Here is a 23386-nt window from a genome sequence, read left to right on the forward strand (position 1 = left end):
TCGGGTCCTCCTGGCGGCAGTGGCCATCCGCCGCGGCTATTGTCGGCAAGCCCGGCCCCGCTTGTCGAGGCGCTTGTCGCCGGCGTTACAATAGCGCATGAACCCCCACGCCGATTCCTCCCCCCTGCAAAACGCCGTCGACGACCTGGCCGAACGCGGCTGGTCGCTGCAACGCGACTTCCTGCCCGCGGACCTGATCGCCGCCCTGGCCGCGGAGTGCCGCAACCGCGCCGCCGCCGGCGAGCTGGCTTCGGCCTCGGTGGGGCGCGGCGCCGGCCAGGCGGTGCGCGAGGGCATCCGCGGCGACCGCATCCAGTGGCTGGAGCCGGGGCAGGCTGAGGCCTGCGACCGCTACCTGGGGCTGATGGACGAACTGCGCGTGGCGCTCAACCGCGCGTTGTTCCTGGGCCTGGAGGACTTCGAGTGCCACTTCGCCCTGTATCCGCCGGGCGCCTTCTACCAGAAGCACCTGGACCGCTTCCGCGACGATGACCGCCGTTGCGTGTCGGCGGTGCTCTACCTCAACGACGACTGGCTGCCCGAGCACGCCGGCGAACTGCGCTTGTATTTCGCCGACGGCAGCCACGACGACGTGCCGCCGCTGGGCGGCAGCCTGGTGCTGTTCCTCTCCGGCGAGTTCCCCCACGAGGTGCTGCCGGCCCACCGCGAACGCCTGTCGCTGACCGGCTGGTTCCGCCGCCGCAGCGACGCCCCGCTCTAGGGCTCAGTGGCCCCAGACGCGGATGGTGCCGCTGATGTCCTGGATGTCGCGCACCTCCAGGCTGCCCAGGCGGCTTTCACCGACGTAGAGGTCGCCGGCCACGCGCACGCGGATGGTCTGCGCCGGCAGGCCGCCGTCATTGAGCTGCTTGTTGATGGTGGTCAGGTCCGGCAGGGTCAGCGCCAGCTGCTGCTGGCCGTTGCTGCCCTGGACCACGTCGACCTGCAGGGTAGGCAGCTCGACGCCGAAGAACGGCAGGCTCAGGCCCAGCTGCGCCGCGCCCAGGGGCAGCGCGCCGCCGCGGCCGTCCGGGCAGACCGCGGCGCTGGTGCAGCCGTTGTCGATCTTCAGGTTGCGCAGCGAGACGCTGCCGCCGTCGTCGACCCAGGCGGCCTTGCCGATGCTGGCCATGACGTCGGCGCGGATGCTCAGGCCCTCCTGGCCGGTGATGCGGCCGAGGTTTTCGTTGTCCAGCGGTTCGAGCGCGGCCTGGCTGGCGCCGGCGGCGCACAGCAGCAGGCCGCCGAGCAGGTGCGGCAGGCTGAGAGGCTTGAGCATGGTGGCGGTTCCCTCGCGGTGGGCGATATGGCGAGGCAGTCTGCGCGCGATGCGCCCGGCCCGCCATGCCGGCGCGGCAGTTCCAGCCGAAGGATGGGCCCGACCATCGGCGGGTGGCCGCCATCGGTTGCCAGGTGACCAGGTCCGATGTGCGGGCTAGTCTGTTGCGATCGAAAAGGGAGTGTTTCGCCCATGCAGAAGATTCTCGTCAGCCGCTGCCTGCTGGGCCACCGGGTGCGCTACGACGGTGGCAGCCACGGCCCCTTCGACCTGCTGGAACGCTGGCAGGCCCAGGGCCGGGTGGTCGCGCTGTGCCCGGAAGTGGCCGGCGGCCTGCCCACGCCGCGTGCGCCGGCGGAGATTCCCGGCGGCCGCGGCGCCCTGGTGCTGGAAGGCCAGGCGCCGGTGGTGACGGTGGATGGCGTGGACGTCACCGGCGCCTTCGTCCGCGGCGCCGAACAGGCCATGGCGCTGGTCGACCGCCATGGCATCCGCCTGGCCATTCTCAAGGCGCGCAGCCCTTCCTGTGGCAACCGCGAGAACTACGACGGCAGCTTCTCCGGCCTGCGCGTGCCCGGCGAGGGCGTCACCGCGGCGGCGCTCAAGCGCATGGGCGTGCTGGTGTTCAGCGAGGAGGAGCTGGACGCCGCGGCGGTCTGCCTGGCTGGCCTGGAAGCCGGCGGCTGAGTTCGTTGTGATAGCCTGCGAGGCTCGGCGTAGAGCCTTCCGACAGCCCTTGTAGCACTCTTTCCCTTGAGCCGTCGGCGTGGCGACCTATGCTGAAGAGTCCCGCCGGAGGTTCGCTGCAGCGTGCCGGGCCTCCCCATCCCGCTCATAAGGAGAACTCCATGAAGCTCACGTTGCCTTGCCTGGGCCTTGCCGGCCTGCTGCTCGCCGCCTCCACCGCCGCGCTGGCGGCCGGCATGCCGCGTACCCCGGCGCCCGAGGGGGCCAAGGTGTATTTCATCGAACCGCAGGACGGCGCCACCGTCGGCCAGACCTTCACCGTCAAGTTCGGCCTGGAAGGCATGGGCGTGGCCCCGGCCGGCGTCGACTCGCCGAGCACCGGGCACCACCACTTGCTGGTGGACCTCAAGGAGCAGCCTGCCATGGACATGCCGCTGCCGATGACCGACAACATCCGTCACTTCGGCAAGGGCCAGACGGAAACCAAGATCACCCTGCCGCCGGGCAAGCACACCCTGCAGCTGCTGCTGGGCGACAAGAACCACGTGCCCTTCGAGCCGAACGTGGAATCCAAGCAGATCACCGTCAACGTGAAGTGATGGTTGGCTCTAGGGCCGGCAAGATCGGGCTGATATGCCCGTAGGAGCGGATTTATCCGCGATGCTCTTGAGCGGCGGATAACCTCTCGCGGACGGAGTCCGGCGATACACCACGTAGGATGGGTTGAGCGAAGCAATACCCATCACCGTCCCGCATGGGTTTCGCAAGCTCAACCCATCCTACGAAGAGCGCCCGCCGCAGAAACGAAAAAAGGAGGCCGAAGCCTCCTTTTTTCTTGCCGCCGAGCGGTCCTTAGAACAGGACGCGGCTGCGGATGGTGCCGTTGACGTGCTGCAGCTTCTCCAGCGCCAGGTCCGAGTACTCGGCGTCGACGTCGATCACCACGTAGCCGACCTTCTCGTTGGTCTGCAGGTACTGGCCGGAGATGTTGATGCCGTTGTCGGCGAACACCTTGTTGATCTCGCTCATCACGCCCGGGATGTTGGCGTGGATGTGCAGCAGGCGGTGCTTGCCCGGGTGCGACGGCAGGGCGACTTCGGGGAAGTTGACCGAGGACACCGAGGTGCCGTTGTCGCTGTACTTGACCAGCTTCTCGGCCACTTCCAGGCCGATGTTGGCCTGGGCCTCGGCGGTGGAGCCGCCGATGTGCGGGGTCAGGATCACGCGGTCCAGGCCACGCAGCGGGCTTTCGAACTCTTCGTCGTTGGACTTGGGCTCGACCGGGAACACGTCGATGGCGGCGCCGATCAGGTGCTCGTCCTTGATGGCGTTGGCCAGGTGGTCCAGCTCGACCACGGTGCCGCGGGCGGCGTTGATCAGGATGCCGCCCTTCTTCATGGCGCGGATTTCCTTCTCGCCGATCATCCACTGGGTGGACGGCAGTTCCGGCACGTGCAGCGAGACGATGTCGCACAGGCCCAGCAGCTCGTGCAGCGAGCCGATCTGCTGCGCGTTGCCCAGCGGCAGCTTGGTCACCACGTCGTAGAAGAACACCTGCATGCCCAGGGCTTCGGCCAGGACCGAGAGCTGGGTGCCGATGGAGCCGTAGCCGACGATGCCCAGCTTCTTGCCGCGGATCTCGAAGGAGTTGGCTGCCGACTTGATCCAGCCGCCGCGGTGGCAGGAGGCGTTCTTCTCCGGGATGCCGCGCAGCAGCAGGATGGCTTCGGCCAGCACCAGTTCGGCCACCGAGCGGGTGTTGGAGTAGGGCGCGTTGAACACCGCGATGCCGCGTTCGCGGGCGGCGTTCAGGTTGACCTGGTTGGTGCCGATGCAGAAGCAGCCCACCGCGATCAGCTTCTTGGCGCAGTCGAAGACTTCCTCGGTGAGCTGGGTGCGGGAGCGAATGCCGATGAAGTGGGCGTCGGCGATCTTTTCCTTCAGCTCGTCGCCGGACAGCGCGGTCTTGAGGTACTCGATGTTGGTGTAGCCGGCGGCCTTGAGGGTATCAACGGCATTCTGGTGCACGCCTTCCAGGAGAAGGAATTTGATCTTGCTCTTGTCGAGAGAAGTCTTGCTCATCTGCTTGAACCTGTAGTCCCGGGATAATGGCTAGAAAATGAACAGCTCTGGCCGAACCGGCCGGTGCCGCAGCTCGGCGCCAGGTGGCGAACTGCGTGGGGTGCGTATGCTAGCATGTTCTCCCTTTTCCTTGTCCGGTTGCGACCTGAGCTGTTCTCAGGACGACCATGAACCATTTGAGAGTTCCCTCGATGACCCGCGAAGCCCTGATCGAATCGCTCAAGCCCCTGCTGGAGCCCGGCAAGCTGCTGACCGATGCCGATTCCCTGGATGCCTATGGCAAGGACTGGACCAAGCACTTCGCCCCGGCGCCGCTGGCCATCGCCTTCCCCAAGAGCATCGAGCAGGTGCAGGCCGTGGTGCGCTGGGCCAACGAGCACAAGGTCGGCCTGGTGCCCTCGGGCGGGCGTACCGGGCTCTCCGCCGCCGCCGTCGCCGCCAACGGCGAGGTGGTGGTGTCGTTCGACTACATGAACAGGATCCTCGACTTCAACGCCTTCGACCGCACCGTGGTGTGCCAGCCGGGCGTGGTGACCAAGCAGCTGCAACTGTTCGCCGAGGAGCAGGGCCTGTACTACCCGGTGGACTTCGCCTCCTCCGGCTCCAGCCAGATCGGCGGCAACATCGGCACCAATGCCGGCGGGATCAAGGTGATTCGCTACGGCATGACGCGCAACTGGGTGGCCGGCATGAAGGTGGTCACCGGCAAGGGCGACCTGCTGGAGCTGAACAAGGACCTGATCAAGAACGCCACCGGCTACGACCTGCGCCAGCTGTTCATCGGCGCCGAAGGCACCCTGGGCTTCGTGGTCGAAGCCACCATGCGCCTGGAGCGCACGCCGAAGAACCTCACCGCGATGGTCCTCGGCACCCCCGACTTCGACTCGATCATGCCGGTGCTGCACGCCTTCCAGAGCAAGCTCGACCTGACCGCCTTCGAATTCTTCTCCGACAAGGCCCTGGCCAAGGTCCTGGCCCGCGGCGACGTGCCGCCGGCCTTCGAGACCGACTGCCCGTTCTATGCCCTGCTGGAGTTCGAGGCCAGCACCGAGGAAGTGGCCAACGAAGCCCTGGCCACCTTCGAGCACTGCGTCGAGCAGGGCTGGGTGCTGGACGGCGTGATGAGCCAGAGCGAGCAGCAGCTGCAGAACCTGTGGAAGCTGCGCGAGTACATCTCCGAGACCATCTCGCACTGGACGCCGTACAAGAACGACATCTCGGTCACCGTCAGCAAGGTCCCGGCCTTCCTCAAGGACATCGACGCCATCGTCGAAGCCAACTACCCGGACTTCGAAGTGGTCTGGTTCGGCCACATCGGCGACGGCAACCTGCACCTGAACATCTTGAAGCCCGAGAACCTGTCCAAGGACGAGTTCTTCGCCAAGTGCGCCACCGTCAACAAGTGGGTGTTCGAGACCGTGCAGAAGTACAACGGCTCCATCTCCGCCGAGCACGGCGTGGGCATGACCAAGCGCGACTACCTGGGTTACTCTCGCTCCGAAGCCGAGATCGGCTACATGAAGGCGGTCAAGGCGGTGTTCGATCCCAACGGGATCATGAACCCCGGCAAGATCTTCGCCGAGTAAGCCAGTCATCCCAGAAGGGCCGGTTCACCGGCCCTTCTCGTGTTCGGGGCCGACGGAACGGCCGGCAGCGCCCGCGGGAGGCGGGCACCGCGCAGCGCCACGAGCGCCGCGGGGCATCCCATTCATCCGTCCAGGAGTCGGTCATGAGTTACCAGCATCAGTACGTCGACGGCACCCGCATCCACTTCCCGCTGGGCAAGGTGGTCTGCGTCGGGCGCAACTACGCCGAGCACGCCAGGGAGCTGAACAACCCGGTGCCCACCGAGCCGCTGCTGTTCATCAAGCCCGGCTCCTGCACCGTGCCGGCCGAGGGCGGCTTCGCCATTCCCGAGGGTCGTGGCGACGTGCACTACGAAGCGGAGATCGCCGTGCTGATCGGCAAGCCGCTGTCGCGCACGCCCAGCCGCGAGGAAGTGCTGGACGCCATTTCCGGCTACGCCCCGGCGCTGGACCTGACCCTGCGCGACGTGCAGGCCAAGCTCAAGGAAAAGGGCCTGCCCTGGGAGCTGGCCAAGTCCTTCGACGGCGCCTTCGTGCTGGCGCCCTTCGTCAGCGCCGACCGCTTCCCCGACCCGGCCGACATCGGCATCCGCCTGAGCATCGACGGCGAAGTGCGCCAGGACGGCAACAGCCGCGACATGCTCAACCCCATCGTGCCGCTGATCCAGCACATCGCCGGGCACTTCTCGCTGCAGCCGGGCGACGTGGTCTCCACCGGTACGCCGGTGGGCGTGGGCCCGCTCAAGCGCGGTAGCGAGCTGGTGCTGGAACTTCCCGGCGCCAGCCGGTTCGAAAGCCGCGTCCTCTGAGCCGTACCCCGCCAAAGGCCGCCATTCGTGCGGCCTTTGCGTTCTGCGGGGCGTTCCCACCCAGACAACAAGAACTCCCCGATGACCCAGGTCCGATCCTCTCGTCTTCTGCGCTGGCTGCTGCTGGCCTTGCTCTTCGCCGCCGTGGTGCTGGTGGTCCTGACCAAGCTGTTCCACTGGGACGACCGCGCCCGCCTGTGGTGGCAGGAAGAGAACACCAGCGAGCAGGCGCGCGCCGACAGCGTCTGGCTGCCCGGCTACCGCGCGGTGATCCAGGGCAAGCCGCTCAAGGGCGGGCTGGAAGGCCAGGAAACCTCCGACCTGGCCTACAACCCGGTGACCCGCACGCTGTTCACCGTGACCGGCAAGAAGCCGCTGCTTGGCGAGCTGTCGCTGGACGGCGAGGTGCTGCGGGTGATCCCGCTGCTGGGCCTGGAGAACCCCGAAGGCGTGGCGGTGCTGCCCAACGGCAACGTCGCGGTGACCGACGAGCGGCAGAACTCCCTGACCATCTTCCACCTCGACCCGCAGACCCACGAGCTGAGCACCGCCAAGCTGGCCAGCTTCGACCTGGGCAACCTCGGCGAAAAGAGCAACAAGGGCTTCGAGGGCATCGCCTGGGACCCGGCGCAGAAACGCCTGCTGCTGGGCCGCGAGCGCGACCCCATGACCCTCTTCAGCTGGACCAGCGACGGCAGCCCGGGGCTGACCGGCAGCATGCGGCCGCTGCCCAGCGAGCAGCTGTACATGCGCAACGTCTCGGCGCTCAGCGTCGACCCGCGCACCGGCCATACCCTGGTGCTGTCGGCGGAGTCGCACCTGCTGCTGGAGCTGGACGAGAAAGGCGAGCCGGTCAGCTTCATCAGCCTGCTCGGCGGGCTCAACGGCCTGCACGACAAGATCCCGCGCGCCGAGGGCGTGGCCATCGACGAGCAGGGCACCATCTACATGGTCAGCGAACCGGAGCTGTTCTACGTGTTCCGCAAGCTCAAGGACGACGACAAGGGCGGTTAAGCCTGGATTAAGGGCGGATTCAGGCTGGTTTCATTCTGTTTGGCTAATCTGATTCCAACGAAAACAGCCAGGAGGCTACTTCATGAAATCCATCCGTCTTCCCCTGATCGCCGCCATCGCCCTGTTCTCCGGCGCCACCTTCGCCGCCGGCTACACCGGCCCGGGCAGCAATGCCGCCAAGCCCGCGGCGACCGGCCCGGTGAACACCGTGAAAGCCGCCCAGGCCGCCGCCGACGACGCCCCGGCCGTGCTGGAAGGCGTGATCACCAAGCGCCTGCACGGCGAGCACTACGAGTTCAAGGACGCCACCGGCAGCATGCAGGTGGAGATCGACCACGAGGACTGGCCGCAGGGCGTGGACGTCTCCGACAAGACCAAGGTGCGCCTGACCGGCGAGGTCGACCATGACCGCAAGGGCGTGGAGATCGATGTGGATCGCGTGGACGTCCTGCAGTAACGGGATGCATATGAAAAGGCCGCGCCGGGAGCGATCCTGGCGCGGCCTTTTTGCATTCGGCTTTTCGTAGGAGCGAGCTTGCTCGCGAACCGCGTCTCCCGGCGGCTCTAGCGCGCCAGGTTGACTCCGCTCCCTCTCCCCAGCCCTCTCCCTGAAGGGAGAGGGGGCTTGTCCGTGCCGAGAGAAGGTGTGGTTCATCCTGATGCCCGCGGAGTGGCCGGCTAACGCCGAAACATCAGCGCACTCCGAACGGTCCCCTCTCCCTTCAGGGAGAGGGTTAGGGAGAGGGTGCTCTCAAGCTGCACACCGAACTCATCCGGTAGAACTCCCTTCGCGAGCAAGCTCACTCCTACAGGGAATGACCATCAACCAACACTCTCAAACCCCTGCAACACATTCACCGCATTGACCCCGATCTCCTCCACCGCATACCCCCCCTCCATGACGAATAACGTCGGCAGCCCCAGCTTGCCGATGGCCTCGCCCATGCGCAGGTAATCCGGCGAGTCCAGCTTGAACTGCGAAATCGGGTCTTCCTTGAAGGTATCCACCCCCAGCGAAACCACCAGCACATCCGGTCCATAGGCCGCGATCTGGCGGATCGCCGCCTGCAGCGCCAGGCTCCACACCGACCAGTCGCTGCCCGAGGCCAGCGGGTAGTTGAAGTTGAAGCCTTCGCCCACGCCCCGGCCCTTCTCGTCGGCGTAGCCGAGGAAGTAGGGGTACTCGAAGCGCGGATCGCCGTGGATCGAGGTGAAGAGCACGTCGGCGCGGTCGTAGAAGATGTCCTGGGTGCCGTTGCCGTGGTGGTAGTCGACGTCGAGGATGGCCACCCGCGCCGCGCCCTGGTCGAGGATGGCCTGGGTGGCGATGGCGGCGTTGTTGAAGAAGCAGTAGCCGCCCATGTAGTCGGCCGAGGCGTGGTGGCCCGGCGGGCGGCACAGGCTGAACACCGAGCGGGCGCCCTTGGCCAGTTCGGCCTGGCCGGTCAGGGCCACGTTCGCCGAGCTGGTGATGGCCTGCCAGGTGCCGGCGGTGATCGGCGCGCCGGCGTCGAAACTGTAGTAGCCCAGGCGCCCGTCGATGCTGTCGGGCTCCTTCTGCAGCAGACGGCGGGTCGGCCAGGCGATGGGCAACATGTCGTGGGTTCTGCCGGTGGCCAGCCAGTCGCGCCAGGCGTGCTGGAGGAAGTTGACGAAACCCTCGGAGTGGATGCGCCGGATCGGCTCCAGGCCGAAGTCGCGCGGGGCCTGGATCTCGCCCAGGCCCACCGCCTTGACGCGGTCCAGGACCATGTCGGCGCGGCTGGGCTTCTCGAAGCAGGGGGTGAACTGGCCGCCGATCAGCTCATGCTGGCCGTGGTGCAAGCGATGGTCGTCGGTGTAGATCGTCAGCATCATGCACTCCTGAGGGCGCCCGGCGGCGCCCGGTGGGTCCGTGGGGTATCAGGCGTTTTCCTCGAAATTCACGCTCGGCGCCTTGCGGCGGAAGCCGCCGGTGTGCAGCGCCAGGTAGACGAAGCCGACGGCGAACCAGCTCAGGCCAACGATCAGCGTCAGCTGCGACAGGCTGGTCCACAGCCAGAGCGTCAGGCACAGGCCGACGAAGGGCACCAGGCCGTAGCGCAGCAGGTCGGCCGGCGCACGGCGGCCTTCGACGCCCAGGTAGGTGCGGATCACCGCCAGGTTGACCACCGAGAAGGCCACCAGGGCGCCGAAGCTGATCATCGAGGCCAGGGTGGTCAGGTCCAGCACCAGGGCCAGCAGGGAGATGGCCGAGACCACCAGGATCGCCACCACCGGCGTCTGGAAGCGCGCGTGCAGGGTGCCGAACAGGCTGCGCGGGAGGATGCCGTCGCGGCCCATGGTGAAGAGGATGCGCGACACCGAGGCCTGGGAGGCCAGCGCCGAGCCGATGCAGCCGGCGATGTAGGCGGCGGTGAAGAAGTTGCCGAGGAACTGGCCGCCGGCCTTGAGCATCACTTCGTTGGCCGCCGAGTCGGCGTTCTCGAACACGCTGCCGGGGAACACCAGCTGGCTGATGATCGCCAGCAGGGTGAACATCAGGCCGGCCAGCACCGTGGTGATGATGATCGCCCGCGGGATGTCGCGGCGCGCGTCACGAGTTTCCTCGGCCATGGTGGAGACCGCGTCGAAGCCCAGGAACGACAGGCACAGCACCGCGGCGCCGGCCATCAGCGGGGCGAAGCCGGGCTTGCTGCCGTCGCCGACGAAGGGTGCGGCCAGGTCCAGGGCCGGGGCGCCGGCCAGGCTCTTCAGCGACATGCCGACGAACACCACGATGAACACCAGCTGGGCGCCGACGATGGCGTTGCTCATGCCGGCCACCTGGCTGATGCCCACCACGTTGAGCACGGTGACCAGGGCGATGGAGGCGACCACGAAGACCCAGGCGGGAATCTCCGGGAAGGCGATGTTCATGAACAGGCCGATGAGCAGGTAGTTGATCATCGGCAGGAACAGGTAGTCGAGCAGCAGCGACCAGCCGGACAGGAAGCCCACCGCCGGGCCGAAGCTCAGGCTGGTGTAGGAATAGGCGGAGCCGGCGATCGGGTACTTGCGCACCATGAAGCTGTAGGAGGCGGCGGTGAACAGCATCGCCAGCAGGGTGATCAGGTAGGCGCTGGCGGTGCGCCCGCCGGTCATCTCGGTGACCACGCCGTAGGTGGTGAACATGGTCAGCGGGACCATGTAGACCAGACCGAAGAAGACCAGGGCGGGCAGCCCCAGGATGCGTTTGAGGCGGGCGTCCGCCTGGGCTTGGGGGGCGTTGCCGGTGCTGGCGCTCATGCGGGCGCCTTGTTCGATGGCCATCGATGTTTCCTCGCGAATTCTTGTCGTTGTTGCGCTGGCGCGGGGCGCCGCTGGCGGCCGCGCGAAGGGAGCGGGACGGTCAGCCGCAGCGCTGCCGGCGAGCGGAACGGGCGAGGAAGGGGTGGGCGCGGTGACGGCCGCGAACCGGGGTGGAGCAAGGGCTGGTCATGAGCGTTCTCGGGGCATTGTTCTTGTGGATGCTCGCTGGCGGCGCTCCCTGGATACCGGCGCGGCGCGTGCTGCGCCGGTGATCGCGGCCCTGGCGGCCATTCCCTGGGCGAGTACCCGGACTTTAGGCCGCCGCGCCGCCCCGCAGAACCCTGTAAAGGGTCAAAAAGGGATCGAAGTGGCCAAATTGACTGTCAGGCCCGGCGACGGGCGCCCGTCCCGCCGCCGGACCGGCCGGTCATTTCTTCAGCACCGGGCGGTCATTTCTTCAGCTTGGTCCAGACCTTGGCGCGCAACGACAGGGACTTCGGCGAACACAGCTGGAAGGGCTTCAGGCGGTCGATCTTGTCTTCGGGGGTGTTGATCGCCGGGTCGTCGAACAGTTCCTTGTCCATGAACTTCTCGGAGCCGGTGATGGCGTTGTTGTACTTGGCGAAGTTGGAGGCGGCGGCGATGTTCTCCGGCTGCATCATCCAGTTGAGGAAGACGTGGGCTTCCTTGATGTTGGTGGCGTCCTTGGGAATGGCCAGGTTATCGATGAACAGGCGCACGCCTTCCTTCGGATAGACGTAGACCAGGCTGGCGCGCTGGGCGTGGGCGCGGTGGTAGGCGCCGTTCCACTGCTGGTGCATGTACACCTCACCGGCGGCCATGCGCTCGATGGTGCCGTCGCTGTTGTACATGGCCAGCAGCGGCTTCTGCTTGAGCAGCAGGTCGAGGACCTTCTCGGCCTGTTTTGGGTCCTCGGTGCATTCGTCGACGCCGAGGTAGTAGGTGGCCGGGGCCCACAGCTCCTCGATGGAGTTGAGCGCCACCACCTTGCCCTTGAACGCCTCCGGCGGCTCGAAGAACGGCTTCCAGCTCTCGTCGAACTTGCCGCCCGGGGCCTTGGCGCTGTCGTAGCTGTAGCCGGTGCTGCCCCACAGGTAGGGCACGGTGTAGTCGTGGCCGGGGTCGTAGCTGAGGGTCTTGAACTTGTCCTTGAGGTTGGCCAGGTTCGGCAGCTGCGACTTGTCCAGCTTCTGCAGCAGGCCCTCCTTGACGAAGATTTCGATGAAGCTGTCCGAGGGCACCACCACGTCGTAGGCGCCGCCGCCGGCCTTGAGCTTGGCCAGCAGGGTCTCGTTGCTGTCGTAGGAGTCGAGGGTGGCGTGGATGCCGGTGTCCTTCTCGAACTTCTTCAGCAGCTCCGGCGGGAAGTAGTCCGACCAGTTGGCGAAGTGCAGCGTGCCGTCGGCGTGGGCCTGGCTGGCCAGGGTCAGGCCCGCCAGGGCGGCGGCCCTGAGGGCCAGGGGAAGGCGGCGGATGGTCATCGGTGAAGCTCCTGTGCGAATGGTTTTTATCGGGAGGCAGTCAACGCCGGCGCTGGCCGACGTAGTACGACAACGCAACGAACGCGATGGAAATCAGCAGGATGATCGACGAGATCGCGTTGATCTTCGGCGATATCCCCATTCTTATGGAACTGAAGATGTACACCGGCAGGGTGGTGGCCCCGGCGCCGGCGACGAAGTAGGTGATGACGAAGTCGTCCATCGAGATGATGAACGCCAGCATCGCCCCGGAGAGGATGCCGGGCATCAGCAGCGGGCAGGTCACCTTCCAGAAGGCCTTCCACGGCGAGGCGTAGAGGTCCGCCGCGGCTTCCGCCAGGCGCGGGTCCATGCCCTCCAGGCGGGCGCGGATCGGCAGGTAGGCGAAGGGGATGCAGAACACCACGTGGGCGATGAGGATGGTGAACAGCGACAGTTTCAGGCCGATGAAGGCGAAGAACATCAGCGTGGCCACCGCCACCACTATCTCCGGCACCAGCAGCGGCAGGCCGAGCACGCCGTTCATCAGGCTCTGCCCGCGGAAGGCGCGGCCGCGCATGCCCAGCGCCGCCAGGGTGGCGAGCAGGGTGGCGAAGACCGTGGCCAGGCTGGCCACTATCAACGAGTTCTTCGCCGCGCGGACGATCTCCGGGTCGTTGGCCACCACCGCGTACCACTTGAAGCTGAAGCTTTCCCAGAGGGTCGCCGACTGGCCGCTGTTGAAGCTCAGCACCACCAGCACCAGGATCGGTACGTAGAGGAAGGCGAAGAACAGCCAGGCGGCCGGGCGCACGCCGGCGAAGCGCCACAGCGGGTTCAGCGAATTCATGGGTGACCTCCGGCGGCGCCCTGCCTGAAGCGCATGCTGTAGACCAGCATGGCGGCGAGGACGAAGGCGAGCAGGGCGAAGGACAGTGCCGCGCCGAACGGCCAGTTGTGCGCCGTGCCGAACTGCAGCTGGATCAGGTTGCCGATCATCAGCGACTTACCGCCGCCGAGCAGCTCGGGGATGATGTAGTTGCCCAGCGAGGGGATGAACACCAGGATGCAGCCGGCGACGATGCCGGGCATCGCCAGCGGGATGATGATCCGCCTGAGCGCCTTCCAGCGGTTGGCGCCGAGGTCGAAGGCGGCCTCCACCAGGCGCCAGTCCATCTTCTCCAGGCTGGTGTAGATGGGCAGCACCATGAACGGCAGGTAGGTGTAGAGCAGGCCGATGATCACCGCGTTGTCGGTATACAGCAGGCCGATGGCGGCATCGCTGAAGCCCAGCTTGTGCAGGCCCTCGTCGATCAGTCCGCCGTTGCGCAGCAGCAGTATCCAGGCGTAAACGCGCACCAGCAGGTTGGTCCAGAACGGCACCGTGACCAGGAACAGCAGCATGTTGCGCCGGCGCTCGTCCTGCAGCGCCAGGTACAGCGCGGTGGGGAAGCCGATCAGCAGGCAGCCGACGGTGGTCAGGATGGACAGCCAGAAGGAGCGCTGGAAGATGCCCAGGTAGTCGGTGTTGAACACCAGGGCGTCGTCCAGGTCGCGTTCCCAGAGGAAGTTGATGTACGCCTCCAGGGTGTGCTGGCCCCACTTCACGCCGCCGTAGTCGCCGGGCGCCTGGACCGACACGGCGAACATGATGCCCAGCGGCAGCACCAGGAACACCAGCAGCACCAGCATCGCCGGGGTGGTCAGCGCCAGCCGGGCGCGCAGGCTCTTGCGCTCGGCTTGCAGGCGCAGCGTGCTCATTCGGCCAGCACCCGGATGGCGTCGCCGGGCACCCGCACGCGCACCCGCGCGCCGGGCTCGTGGGCGCCCACCGCGCCCTGGCGGTTCTGCTGGCGCACGCGGAAGCCGGGGGCGCCTGCGACCTTCAGGTGGTAGACGGTGTCGGTGCCGACGTAGACCACGGTTTCCACCACGCCTTCCAATTCGCCGTCCTGGGCCAGCTCGGTACGTTCCGGGCGGATCGCCAGGGTCACCTTGCCTGGCAGCGTGGTGGCGGCGGCCAGGCGCTGGCCGTCGGCGAGGACCACGCCGTCGCCGTTGGCCTCGGCCTCGAGGAAGTTGGTCTCGCCGATGAAGTCGGCCACCCAGCGGTTGGCCGGGGCGTCGTAGATTTCGGTGGGGGTGCCGATCTGCAGGACCTGGCCCTTGTTCATCACCGCGATGCGGTCGGACATGGTCAGGGCTTCTTCCTGGTCGTGGGTGACGAAGATGAAGGTGATGCCGGTCTCGTGCTGCAGGCGCTTGAGTTCGATCTGCATTTCCTTGCGCAGCTTCAGGTCCAGCGCCGAGAGCGATTCGTCCAGCAGCAGCACCTTGGGCCGGCTGGCCAGCGCGCGGGCCAGGGCGATGCGCTGCTGCTGGCCGCCGGAGAGCTGGTCGGCGCGGCGCGAGCCGACGTCGGGCAGGCGCACCAGGTCGAGCATGGCCTTCACCGTGGCCTCGGTCTCGGCCTTGGGCTTGCCCTGCATCTCCAGGCCGAAGGCGATGTTCTGCGCCACGGTCATGTGCGGGAACAGGGCGTAGCTCTGGAACACGGTGTTGACCGGGCGGCGGAAGGGCGGGAGGCCCTGCATGGGCTCGCCGTAGAGGCGGATGCTGCCGGAGGTGGGTTGTTCGAAGCCGGCGATGAGCCGCAGGAGGGTGGTCTTGCCGCAGCCCGAGGGGCCGAGGAGGGTGAAGAATTCGTTGGCGCGGATGTCCAGGGACACGTCGTCCAGGGCCTTGAGGCCTTGGCCGGGGGTACCGAATTCCATGCCGATTCGCTCGATGGCAATCGCGCTGGTCATGCTTCAATACCATGCAGTTAAGCAGTTGTTATTGTTTACGGTTTTACGGCTCTGGCGGCCGCTTCACCTAGCTGCGGCTTGATAATGGCCCTCCTTTTCGCGGCGGCAGAACGATAGAACAGGCCAATAAGGGATAAATCAGGCCAAGTTGAGGGGCCGTTTTCGCCAGCCTGGCCGGCTCTTCGCAGGAGCGGGCTTGCTCGCGATAGCCGGAGGTTCCGGCGCGTTTCGCGGATGGGATTCGCTCCTACGATGCGCCCACCGTCGACCCCTCCTGTAGGAGCGGGCCCTGCCCGCGATTTCGCGCGCAGGGCGCGCTCCTACAAGGAGCACGGGTGTTGAGGATGGTGTAGGAGCGGATCTCATCCGCGATCCGGCCGCCAGGCCGGCTCGGGCTCAACCGCGATACAGACTCGGGCTCGCCCCGCTCCAGCGCTGGAAGGCATGGCGGAAGCTGGCGGTCTCGCTGTAGCCGAGCCGTTCGGCGATCAGGTAGATGGGCAGGTCGGTGTCCTTGAGCAGTTGCCGGGCCTTGTCGTAGCGCACTTCGTCCAGCACCTGCTGGTAGCTGGTGTTGTGCTGCTGCAGGTGCCGGCGCAGGGTGCGGCTGGAGCGGTGCAGGTGGCGCGCCACCTCGTCCAGGCCACGGGCTTCCTGCAGGTGGTTGGCGAGGTGGCGGCGGATCAGTTCGAGGATGTCGTCGCGCCCGCTCATGGCCGCGCTCAGGCGCTGGCATTGCTGCAGGCCGTTGTGGCAGCTGACCGGGTCGGCCAGCGGCAGGGCGCGGTCGAGCAGCGCCGGGCCCAGGCACAGGGCGCTGGTGGCGGCGCCGAACTCCACCGGGCAGCCCAGGCGTTCGCTGTAGGTGCCGGCATGCAGCGGCGGGCGGTAGGCCAGCAGCAGGCGCCGCGGGCGCACCGACTCGCCGAGCAGGTCGCGCACCACGGTGAGCAGCGAGGTCAGGCACAGCTCGGTGTTGAACACCGTCAGCTCCGGCGCGTAGCGGTAGCCCTCGGCGCTCAGCCAGACCTCGTCGCCGTGGTCCTGCAGGGCCAGGCGGAAGTAGGTGCCGAGCAGGTCGGGATGGGCCAGGGCTAGTTGCAGGGCGTCGCGCAGGGTGCGGCTGGCCAGCATGCTGTAGCCGAGCATGCCGTAGGCCGAAACGTGCATGCGCAGGCCCAGGTAGAGGCCCAAAGCCGGGTCCTGGTAGCAGCTCAGGGCATTGGCGAATACCCGCAGCTCCTGGGCGTGGCTGACGAATTTCTCCGGCGTCAGCAGGTCCGCCTCGGCGATGCCGCTGCCCTCCAGCAGCCGGCCGCGGGGGATGCCGGCCTGGCTCAGCACCTCGGTGGCCAGCACCACGGTGTGCAGGGTGGTCAGGGTACGCTGCTCGGGAAGTTGGACGGCGCTCATCGGAACTCCTTGCGGGGGCGGCGAGAACACGGGATTACGCTAGCCTGACTTTAGCCTTGAGGAATTTTCCTGCACGGGGATTAAGCCTGGCTTCAGCGGCCTTGTGCTATTACGGCGTGCCCCCATCGACATGGACCTGCGATGTTCCGTTTCCTCACCTTGCGCCGCTGCCTGGCGGCGCTGCTGATCCTTCTCCTGCTCGCCCTGGCCTGGCTCGGCCAGCAGTTCCGCGTCTACGAACGCGCCTGGTTCGCCGTGCGCGAATGGCACCATGCGGAAAACTGGCGCGAACGCTCGATCTGGCTGCCCGACTACCGCGTCGAGATCGAGGCGCAGCCCATCGAGGGCCTGGACGACGACGTCTCGGCGCTGACCTACGATCCCGAGCGGCGCAGCCTGTTCACCGTCACCAACCAGCCGGCGCAGATCGTCGAGCTGTCCCTGGACGGCAAGGTGCTGCGCAAGATCACCCTGCACGATTTCGGCGACACCGAGGCCATCGAATACATCGGCCCCGGCCTCTACGTGCTCAGCGACGAGCGCCGCCAGCGCCTGTTCAAGGTGCGCCTGGACGACGACACCCGCGAGCTGGACGCCGAACAGGCGCAACAGCTGTCCCTGGGCCTGGGGCCGATGGGCAACAAGGGCTTCGAGGGGCTGGCCTACGACTCGGTCGGCCAGCGCCTGTTCGTCGCCAAGGAACGCGACCCGGTGCGCATCTACGAGGTCCACGGCTTCCCCCACACGCAGCCCGACAAGCCCTTCGCCGTGCACGTGCTGGACGACCTCAAGCGCGACCGCCGGCTGTTCGTCCGCGACCTTTCCAGCCTGCAGTACGACGAGGGCAGCGGCCACCTGCTGGCGCTGTCGGACGAGTCGCGCCTGGTGCTGGAGCTGGATGTCGACGGCGAGCCCATCAGCAGCCTGTCGCTGCTGCGCGGCATGCAGGGGCTCAAGCGCAGCGTGCCGCAGGCCGAGGGCCTGGCCATGGACGAGGCGGGCACGCTGTACCTGGTCAGCGAGCCCAACCTGTTCTACGTGTTCCGCAAGGCGCCGGGCGTGGAGCCGGAGTAACAAAAGGCTTACATTGTCGCCCCACCTGTTGTCCCGCCCCTGGAGCGACCTTGAACATCATCCGCGAAGCCCTGATCAACCGCCGCCTGAACAAGGCGCTGAGCGAACACGGCTGCCGCCTGGCCGGCGGGATCAAGTCGCTGCGCGACGGCGCGCGCCTGACCCTGGAGCCGGGGGTGAAGCTGGGCAAGGCGAAGATCTACTCGCGCGAGCTGGAGATAGGCGCGCACACCGATGCCGTCAGCGGCTGCGAGTTCCTCGACGTGGCGCGGATCGGCCGCTACTGCTCGATCGCCACCGGCGTGGTGATCGGTCAGGGCCGCCATTCGCACCCGATGGACTGGCTGACCACCCACAACTTCCCGTCCAACCCTAAACTGATCGGCCGCCCGATCATCCGCGACGAGTCCCGGCGCCCCTCGTCCATCGGCCATGACGTGTGGATCGGCCGCGACGTGCTGATCCTCGACGGCCTGACGGTGGGGACAGGGGCGGTGATAGGCGCGCAATCGCTGGTCAACAAGGACGTGCCGCCCTACGCGATCGTGGCCGGGACGCCGGCGCGGGTGATCCGCTACCGCTTCCCGCCGGAGGTGATCGAGCGCCTGCTGGCCAGCCGCTGGTGGGAGCTGCCGCTGGAAGTGCTGGGGGAGTTGCCGCTGGACGATCCCGAGGCCTGCCTGGCGCAGCTGGAGCGCCAGGCGCCGCCCGCCGCGCCACGGCCGCGGCGCCTGCGGATCGACTCCAAGCCCTGGGGCGTGGCGCTGCTGGCCGACTGAGGCGGCTCAGCTGTCGTCGCTGATCCCGGCGTCCGGCGCGTAGCGCTTCACCGAGGCGACGCCGTTCTCGGCGTTGGCCTTGCTGGCATACATCTGGCTCTGCCCGACCACCTGGCCATTGCTGGCCTTGAGCACGAAGTAGTGCTTGCCGTTGCTCGCTTCCTTCAGCTCGAAGGCGCCGTCGCGCTGCGAGTTCCTGCGCACCGACTCGATGCCTTCGATGGCCGAGGTCTTGGCCCGGTACAGCTCGCTGCTGAGCACGACCTCGCCGTTGCTGGCGTGCAGGGTGAAATGGAACTGGCCGTCGCTGGCCTTCTTCAGATGGTATTTTGCGGACATGGCGGCCTCCGGCGCGTTGCGCGAACAGCCTAAGCCTAGCCGTTGCCGGGCGCCCGTCCATGGGCGCGAATAGGTCAGGCCTTGAGCGTCTTCACGCCCTCGGCGGTGCCGAGCAGCAGCAGGTCGGCCGGGCGCGCGGCGAACAGGCCCACGGTGACCACGCCGACGATGTTGTTGATCTTCTCTTCCAGGGCCACCGGGCTGTCGATGCGCAGGTTGTGCACGTCGAGGATGATGTTGCCGTTGTCGGTCAGCACGCCGTCGCGGTAGACCGGGTCGCCGCCCAGCTTGACCAGTTGGCGGGCCACGTGGCTGCGGGCCATGGGGATGACTTCCACCGGCAGCGGGAAGGCGCCGAGCAGGGGCACCAGCTTGCTCTGGTCGGCGATGCAGACGAACTGCTTGGCCACGGCCGCGACTATCTTCTCGCGGGTCAGCGCAGCGCCGCCGCCCTTGATCAGTTCCAGGCGCTCGTTGCTCTCGTCGGCGCCGTCGACGTAGAACTCCAGCTCGCTGACGCTGTTCAGGTCGTAGACCGGGATGCCGTGGCCCTTCAGGCGCTGCGCGGTGGCCTCGGAGCTGGCCACGGCGCCGTCGAACTCGGCCTTGTGCCTGGCCAGCAGGTCGATGAAGAAGTTGGCGGTGGAGCCGGTGCCGACGCCGACGATGCTCTTGCTGTCGAGGTGCGGGAGGATGTGGTCGACGGCGGCCTGGGCCACGGCCTGCTTGAGCTGGTCCTGGTTCATCTGGGGGTTCCGGCAAAGGGGGCTTGGGGCGCGGATTATAGCGGGGCCGCCGGGCGAATGTGGATTCGCCGCTCCCGGCGGCGGCCGACTGGAGTAGACTGCCGGCTTTGTGCCCCGTCCCTGCGAAGCCCGCCCCGATGCTCGAACAGTACGTCAAGAAGATCCTCACCTCGCGCGTCTACGACGTCGCCGAGGAAACGCCCCTGCAACCGGCCCGCCGCCTCTCCGAGCGCCTGGACAACCAGGTGCTGCTCAAGCGCGAGGACCTGCAGCCGGTGTTCTCCTTCAAGATCCGCGGCGCCTACAACAAGCTGGCGCAGCTGAGCCGCGAGGAACTGGCGCGCGGCGTGGTCACCGCCTCGGCCGGCAACCACGCCCAGGGCGTGGCCCTGGCGGCGAAGGAACTGGGGGTGAAGGCGACCATCGTCATGCCGCGCACCACGCCCGAGCTGAAGGTCCAGGGCGTGCGCGCCCGCGGCGGCAAGGCGGTGCTGCACGGCGACGCCTTCCCCGAGGCGCTGGCGTATTCGCTGAAGCTGGTGGAAGAGAAGGGCTACGTCTACATCCACCCCTACGACGACCCGGACGTGATCGCAGGGCAAGGCACCGTGGCCATGGAGATCCTCCGCCAGCACCCGGGCCGCCTGGACGCCATCTTCGTGCCGGTGGGCGGCGGCGGGCTGATCGCCGGCATCGCCGCCTACGTGAAATACCTGCGCCCGGAGGTGAAGGTCATCGGTGTCGAGCCGGACGACTCCAACTGCCTGCAGGCCGCCATGGCCGCCGGCGAGCGCGTGGTGCTGAGCCAGGTCGGGCTGTTCGCCGACGGCGTGGCGGTGGCGCAGATCGGCCAGCACACCTTCGACATCTGCAAGCGGTACGTGGACGAGGTCATCACCGTCAGCACCGACGAAATCTGCGCGGCGATCAAGGACATCTACGACGACACCCGCTCTATCACCGAGCCGGCCGGCGCCCTGGCCGTGGCCGGGATCAAGAAGTACGTCGAGCGCGACGCCGCCCGCGGGCAGACCCTGGTGGCCATCGACTCCGGCGCCAACATCAACTTCGACCGCCTGCGCCACGTGGCCGAGCGCGCCGAGCTGGGCGAGAAGCGCGAAGCCATCATCGCCGTGACCATCCCCGAGCGCCCGGGCAGCTTCAAGGCCTTCTGCGAGGCCATCGGCAAGCGCCAGATCACCGAGTTCAACTACCGCTACAACACCGACAGCGAAGCGCACATCTTCGTCGGCGTGCAGACCCACCCGGACAGCGACCCGCGCGCGGTGCTGGTCGAGCAGCTGCGCGAGCAGGGCTTCCCGGTGCTGGACCTGACCGACAACGAGCTGGCCAAGCTGCACATCCGCCACATGGTCGGCGGCCATTCGCCACGGGTCAGCGACGAGCAGGTGTTCCGCTTCGAGTTCCCCGAGCGCCCCGGCGCGCTGTTCAACTTCCTCAACAAGCTCGGCGGGCGCTGGAACATCACCATGTTCCACTACCGCAACCACGGCGCCGCCGACGGCCGCGTGGTCGCCGGCCTGCAGGTGCCGGAGGAGGAGCGCCACCTGGTGGCGCAGGCGCTGGAAGAGATCGGCTACCCGTACTGGGACGAGAGCGACAACCCGGCGTACAAGCTGTTCCTGGGTTGACGCCACGGCCGGCGGGGAACGCCGGGGCAGCGCCCGCTGTCCCAGTTCGACCCGCCGGCCGGCAGCGCTGCTAGGCTGAGGGAACAGCCACGAATCGCGACAGGGACCGCCCGCATGGAAACCTACCAGACCCTCAAGATCCTCCACGGCGTCGCCGTGGCCGTGCCGCTGCTGGCCATCGCCGGCCTCGCCTGGTACGGCTGGCGCAGCTGGCGCGGCGGGGATGCCGGCGTGCTGGCCAAGGCGCTGCTGCGCATCGGCCTGGCGGCCTGGGTGCTGGTGGCCGGCAGCGTCGTCAGCCTGCCGCTGACCGGCTGGCAGATGGTCCACCGCGCCGGCTTCCCGCTGGGGCAGACCTGGCTGCTGGCCAGCGCCTGCCTGCTGATCCTGGTGGCGATCTTCTGGCTGCTGTTCACCAGCCGCCTGTGGCGCATCCGCGCCCTGGCGGTGAGCGCCCGCGACAGCGGCGAGCCGCTGGCCGAGCGCGTGGTGCGCGAGCTGCGCTTCGGCGCGGCGTTCTTCGCCCTGGCCCTGCTCGGCTGGCTGGCGATACTGGCGCTGATGCTGGCCAAGCCGCTGTGAATCCGATGGCGATGGAGCGCCGATGAGTCCCTACCTGCTGCTCAAGACCCTGCACATCCTGACCGCCACCCTGCTGTTCGGCACCGGCCTGGGCTCGGCCTACTACGCCTGGCGGGCCTGGCGCAGCGGCCAGTTGCAGGTCATCGCCACGACCTTCCGCCACCTGGTCAGCGCCGACTGGCTGTTCATCGCCACCAGCGCCGTGTTCCAGCCGCTCAGCGGCCTGGGCCTGGCGTACTGGGCCGGCTGGCCGCTGGCCCAGGGCTGGCTGCTGTGGAGCCTGGGGCTGTACGTGTTCGCCGGGCTCTGCTGGCTGCCGGTGGTGTGGCTGCAGATTCGCGTGCGCGACCTGGCCGAGGCGGCGACGGCGGCGGGAACCGCTTTGCCGCCGCGGGCCTTCTTCTATATGCGCTGGTGGTTCGCCCTGGGCTGGCCGGCATTCCTGGCCTTCCTGGCGATCTTCTGGCTGATGGTCAACAAGCCGCTGTGAGGCGCCTCAGTCGCGCAGGCTGAGCACCGGCCAGCCGCGCTCCTGGGCGGTGGCGCGCAGGACGTCGTCGGGGTCGACGGCGACCGGGTTGGCGACGACTTCCAGCAGCGGCAGGTCGTTGCGCGAGTCGCTGTAGAAGTAGCTGCCGTCCAGGCTCATGCCGGTTTCCTGCAGCCAGCGTTGCAGGCGGGTCACCTTGCCGCCCTGGAAGCAGGGCACGTCGAAGGTGCGGCCGGTGTAGAGGCCGTCGCGCATCTCGCACTCGGTGGCGATCAGCGTTTCCACGCCCAGGCGCTCGGCGATGGGGCCGGTGACGAAGCGGTTGGTGGCGGTGATGATCACCAGGCGGTCGCCGGCGGCGCGGTGCTCGGCCAGCAGGGCCTCGCCGCGGGGCAGGATGATCGGCTCGATGACCTCCTCCATGAACTGGCGATGCCAGACGGCCAGCTGCTCCAGGCTGTTGCGGCCGAGGATCGCCTGGGTGAAGGCCTGGTAGGCGAACACGTCCAGGGTGCCGGCCTGGTAGTCGGCATAGAAGGCATCGTTGCGCGCCTGGTACTCGCCGGCGTCGACCAGGCCGCGCCGGCACAGCCACTCGCCCCAGCTGTGGTCGCTGTCGCCGGCCAGCAGAGTGTTGTCGAGGTCGAAAAGGGCCAGACGCGCCATGGTTCACCATTAATTGCGAAAGCGGAAAAGTCGCCTAGAGTAACGGCTTTTGCCGGCCCTGCCCATGCGCGCCAAGCCTCGCGTTGCCGCTGTCACAGGCTTTGTGGAACAATGCGGGCACACGCGTTTTCGAGGATGTACCGCCGTGATCGATCCCGATGGTTTTCGCCCCAATGTCGGCATCATCCTCTCCAACGAGGCCGGTCAGGTTCTGTGGGCTCGGCGCATCAACCAGGAGGCCTGGCAGTTCCCGCAGGGCGGCATCAACGCCCGGGAAACTCCTGAAGAGGCGCTGTTCCGCGAGTTGAACGAGGAAGTCGGCCTGGAGGAGCAGGATGTGCGCATTCTCGCCTGCACCCGCGGCTGGTTGCGCTATCGTCTGCCGCAGCGTCTGGTGCGCACCAACAGCCAGCCGCTGTGCATCGGCCAGAAACAGAAGTGGTTCCTGCTGCGCCTGACCGGCGACGAGAACCGGGTACGCATGGATGTGACCGGCAAGCCGGAATTCGATGGCTGGCGCTGGGTGAGTTACTGGTACCCCCTGGGGCAGGTGGTGACCTTCAAGCGCGAGGTCTACCGGCGCGCCCTGAAGGAACTGGCGCCGCGCCTTCTGGCGCGGGACTGAAGAGG

Annotated in this window: 25 protein-coding genes; 13 read left to right on the top strand and 12 right to left on the bottom strand. The window is 67.5% G+C overall.

Annotation, left to right across the window (positions count from 1 at the left end):
- Positions 1-97 precede the first annotated feature (97 nt).
- Entirely contained in the window at positions 98-721 is a 624-nt protein-coding gene (locus RN02_RS24185; RefSeq protein ID WP_043317448.1) for a 2OG-Fe(II) oxygenase, read from the top strand.
- A 3-nt stretch (positions 722-724) separates the two neighbouring features.
- On the opposite strand, the gene RN02_RS24190 is transcribed toward RN02_RS24185, so the two are convergent.
- The gene (locus RN02_RS24190) at positions 725-1279 is read right to left on the bottom strand and encodes a DUF6160 family protein (protein ID WP_009613968.1); all 555 of its coding nucleotides are present in this window, start codon (positions 1277-1279) and stop codon (positions 725-727) included.
- A gap of 192 nt (positions 1280-1471) precedes the next feature.
- Between RN02_RS24190 and RN02_RS24195 the strand changes: the two genes are divergently transcribed.
- On the top strand, positions 1472-1966 hold the full coding sequence (locus RN02_RS24195; protein WP_043268238.1) for a DUF523 domain-containing protein: 495 nt from the start codon (positions 1472-1474) through the stop codon (positions 1964-1966).
- Between the two features lie 161 nt (positions 1967-2127).
- Entirely contained in the window at positions 2128-2565 is a 438-nt protein-coding gene (locus tag RN02_RS24200; RefSeq protein WP_043317450.1) for a DUF4399 domain-containing protein, read from the top strand.
- 253 nt (positions 2566-2818) lie between these two features.
- On the opposite strand, the gene serA is transcribed toward RN02_RS24200, so the two are convergent.
- Complete coding sequence (gene serA, locus RN02_RS24205; RefSeq protein WP_009613962.1) at positions 2819-4048, bottom strand: phosphoglycerate dehydrogenase; 1230 nt, start codon at positions 4046-4048, stop codon at positions 2819-2821.
- Positions 4049-4239: 191 nt separating this feature from the next.
- Between serA and RN02_RS24210 the strand changes: the two genes are divergently transcribed.
- The 4 genes from RN02_RS24210 (at position 4240) to RN02_RS24225 (ending at position 7914) form a co-directional block, all read left to right on the top strand.
- On the top strand, positions 4240-5634 hold the full coding sequence (locus RN02_RS24210) for an FAD-binding oxidoreductase (protein ID WP_024128084.1): 1395 nt from the start codon (positions 4240-4242) through the stop codon (positions 5632-5634).
- Between the two features lie 143 nt (positions 5635-5777).
- On the top strand, positions 5778-6443 hold the full coding sequence (locus RN02_RS24215; RefSeq protein WP_043317452.1) for a fumarylacetoacetate hydrolase family protein: 666 nt from the start codon (positions 5778-5780) through the stop codon (positions 6441-6443).
- Positions 6444-6524: 81 nt separating this feature from the next.
- A complete protein-coding gene (locus tag RN02_RS24220) occupies positions 6525-7457 on the top strand; it encodes an SdiA-regulated domain-containing protein (protein ID WP_009613956.1) in 933 nt (310 codons plus the stop codon).
- An 82-nt stretch (positions 7458-7539) separates the two neighbouring features.
- On the top strand, positions 7540-7914 hold the full coding sequence (locus RN02_RS24225; RefSeq protein ID WP_043268248.1) for a NirD/YgiW/YdeI family stress tolerance protein: 375 nt from the start codon (positions 7540-7542) through the stop codon (positions 7912-7914).
- Between the two features lie 365 nt (positions 7915-8279).
- On the opposite strand, the gene RN02_RS24230 is transcribed toward RN02_RS24225, so the two are convergent.
- From RN02_RS24230 to RN02_RS24260, 7 genes are all read right to left on the bottom strand, one after another.
- Entirely contained in the window at positions 8280-9311 is a 1032-nt protein-coding gene (locus RN02_RS24230) for a histone deacetylase family protein (RefSeq protein ID WP_043317454.1), read from the bottom strand.
- 48 nt (positions 9312-9359) lie between these two features.
- The gene (locus RN02_RS24235) at positions 9360-10724 is read right to left on the bottom strand and encodes an APC family permease (RefSeq protein ID WP_052267851.1); all 1365 of its coding nucleotides are present in this window, start codon (positions 10722-10724) and stop codon (positions 9360-9362) included.
- A gap of 452 nt (positions 10725-11176) precedes the next feature.
- Positions 11177-12229, bottom strand: a complete 1053-nt coding sequence (locus RN02_RS24240; RefSeq protein WP_043317459.1) for an ABC transporter substrate-binding protein — start codon at positions 12227-12229, stop codon at positions 11177-11179.
- A 40-nt stretch (positions 12230-12269) separates the two neighbouring features.
- Positions 12270-13058, bottom strand: coding sequence for an ABC transporter permease (locus RN02_RS24245; RefSeq protein WP_009613945.1), 789 nt, complete (start codon positions 13056-13058; stop codon positions 12270-12272).
- Positions 13055-13969 carry an ABC transporter permease gene (locus RN02_RS24250; RefSeq protein WP_043317461.1) on the bottom strand — a complete coding sequence of 305 codons (915 nt, stop codon included), beginning with the start codon at positions 13967-13969 and terminating at the stop codon, positions 13055-13057. Before RN02_RS24250 ends, RN02_RS24245 begins: the two co-directional genes overlap by 4 nt.
- Positions 13966-15015: an ABC transporter ATP-binding protein gene (locus RN02_RS24255; RefSeq protein ID WP_043317463.1), complete on the bottom strand. Its 1050-nt coding sequence runs from the start codon at positions 15013-15015 to the stop codon at positions 13966-13968. The genes RN02_RS24250 and RN02_RS24255 overlap by 4 nt, the downstream gene beginning before the upstream one ends.
- A gap of 396 nt (positions 15016-15411) precedes the next feature.
- Positions 15412-16428, bottom strand: coding sequence for an AraC family transcriptional regulator (locus tag RN02_RS24260; RefSeq protein WP_009613942.1), 1017 nt, complete (start codon positions 16426-16428; stop codon positions 15412-15414).
- Positions 16429-16569: 141 nt separating this feature from the next.
- On the opposite strand from RN02_RS24260, the gene RN02_RS24265 reads away from it, so the two are divergent.
- On the top strand, positions 16570-17502 hold the full coding sequence (locus tag RN02_RS24265; protein ID WP_043317465.1) for an SdiA-regulated domain-containing protein: 933 nt from the start codon (positions 16570-16572) through the stop codon (positions 17500-17502).
- Positions 17503-17552: 50 nt separating this feature from the next.
- Complete coding sequence (locus tag RN02_RS24270; RefSeq protein WP_043317467.1) at positions 17553-18281, top strand: CatB-related O-acetyltransferase; 729 nt, start codon at positions 17553-17555, stop codon at positions 18279-18281.
- 6 nt (positions 18282-18287) lie between these two features.
- On the opposite strand, the gene RN02_RS24275 is transcribed toward RN02_RS24270, so the two are convergent.
- Together RN02_RS24275 and rpiA are read right to left on the bottom strand one after the other, a co-directional pair.
- Positions 18288-18620: a YegP family protein gene (locus tag RN02_RS24275; protein WP_043268263.1), complete on the bottom strand. Its 333-nt coding sequence runs from the start codon at positions 18618-18620 to the stop codon at positions 18288-18290.
- A gap of 74 nt (positions 18621-18694) precedes the next feature.
- The gene (gene rpiA / locus RN02_RS24280; RefSeq protein ID WP_043317469.1) at positions 18695-19366 is read right to left on the bottom strand and encodes a ribose-5-phosphate isomerase RpiA; all 672 of its coding nucleotides are present in this window, start codon (positions 19364-19366) and stop codon (positions 18695-18697) included.
- A gap of 107 nt (positions 19367-19473) precedes the next feature.
- Between rpiA and ilvA the strand changes: the two genes are divergently transcribed.
- The 3 genes from ilvA to RN02_RS24295 all read left to right on the top strand — a co-directional run bounded on the left by ilvA (position 19474) and on the right by RN02_RS24295 (position 22090).
- Complete coding sequence (gene ilvA, locus RN02_RS24285; RefSeq protein ID WP_263866496.1) at positions 19474-21018, top strand: threonine ammonia-lyase, biosynthetic; 1545 nt, start codon at positions 19474-19476, stop codon at positions 21016-21018.
- Positions 21019-21132: 114 nt separating this feature from the next.
- Positions 21133-21600 (top strand): DUF2269 domain-containing protein, encoded by a 468-nt coding sequence (locus tag RN02_RS24290; RefSeq protein WP_043317473.1) that lies wholly within the window; start codon positions 21133-21135, stop codon positions 21598-21600.
- Positions 21601-21622: 22 nt separating this feature from the next.
- A complete protein-coding gene (locus RN02_RS24295) occupies positions 21623-22090 on the top strand; it encodes a DUF2269 family protein (protein WP_009613931.1) in 468 nt (155 codons plus the stop codon).
- Between the two features lie 6 nt (positions 22091-22096).
- Here the strand turns inward: RN02_RS24295 and RN02_RS24300 are convergent, their stop codons facing one another.
- On the bottom strand, positions 22097-22756 hold the full coding sequence (locus RN02_RS24300) for an HAD family hydrolase (RefSeq protein ID WP_043317476.1): 660 nt from the start codon (positions 22754-22756) through the stop codon (positions 22097-22099).
- A 145-nt stretch (positions 22757-22901) separates the two neighbouring features.
- Between RN02_RS24300 and RN02_RS24305 the strand changes: the two genes are divergently transcribed.
- Positions 22902-23381, top strand: a complete 480-nt coding sequence (locus RN02_RS24305; protein ID WP_009613927.1) for an RNA pyrophosphohydrolase — start codon at positions 22902-22904, stop codon at positions 23379-23381.
- The last annotated feature ends 5 nt before the right edge of the window (positions 23382-23386 follow it).

Source organism: Pseudomonas sp. PI1, assembly GCF_000812405.1.
GTDB classification, from domain to species: Bacteria; Pseudomonadota; Gammaproteobacteria; order Pseudomonadales; family Pseudomonadaceae; genus Pseudomonas; species Pseudomonas citronellolis.